Source organism: Acetobacter lambici (assembly GCF_011516885.1).
Lineage (GTDB): Bacteria > Pseudomonadota > Alphaproteobacteria > Acetobacterales > Acetobacteraceae > Acetobacter > Acetobacter lambici.
Genome location: NZ_WOTD01000164.1, coordinates 1 through 723 on the forward strand (window position 1 = coordinate 1; position 723 = coordinate 723).

Sequence of the window (723 nt, forward strand, 5' to 3'; positions counted from 1 at the left end):
TGAATACACGGCCACGCAAAACACTCGGTTGGAAAACACCAGCAGAGGCACTCGACCAACTGCTCAAACAACATATAATCGAAGGTGTTGCGACGACCGGTTGAATCCGCCTTGTGATCCACGATCCGAATGATGGATCAGCGCCTTGTTTCCCGCGGGCTTTCGTTGCCAGATGGCCTGTTCAAGGGCATCGAGCACGAACTGGGTGGTCATGGAAGTCGAAACTTTCCAGCCCACGATCCTGCGGGCGAACACATCGATGACGAACGCCACATAGACCATGCCATTCCGGGTCTGGACATAGGTGAAGTCCGAGACCCAGAGCTGGTTGGGAGCCTCGGCCCGGAACTGCCGGTTGACCCTGTCATCAGGACAGGGACGCGCCGTATCTGGACGGGTCGTGATGACCTTCCGGCCCCGGATTACACCCTTCAGACCCATCTGCCGCATCAGGCGCTCAACAGTGCAGCGCGCGACCTGTCGCCCTTCACGCTGTAGGCTGTGCCAGACCTTGCGCACACCATAAACAGCGCGGTTATCCTGCCAGATCCGGCGGATATGCTCCATCAGATCCCTATCACATTGTGCACGTATGCTGGCCCTGGCCGGATCTCTTCTGTGGTTGCCGTCCGTTATGCAAGAGTTTTCTGACCCATATTGACGTGTGATCGTGTGCGGTCTTCTGTAAGGCCTGTTGATGTGGCCTTTCAGAAGCCACTGGCC

The 723-nt window shown here is 57.1% G+C and carries 1 pseudogene; it reads right to left on the bottom strand.

From position 1 onward, the window contains the following. Nucleotides 1–111: 111 nt before the first annotated feature. Nucleotides 112–723: pseudogene (locus tag GOB86_RS15675) on the bottom strand (IS3 family transposase); the annotation flags it as partial.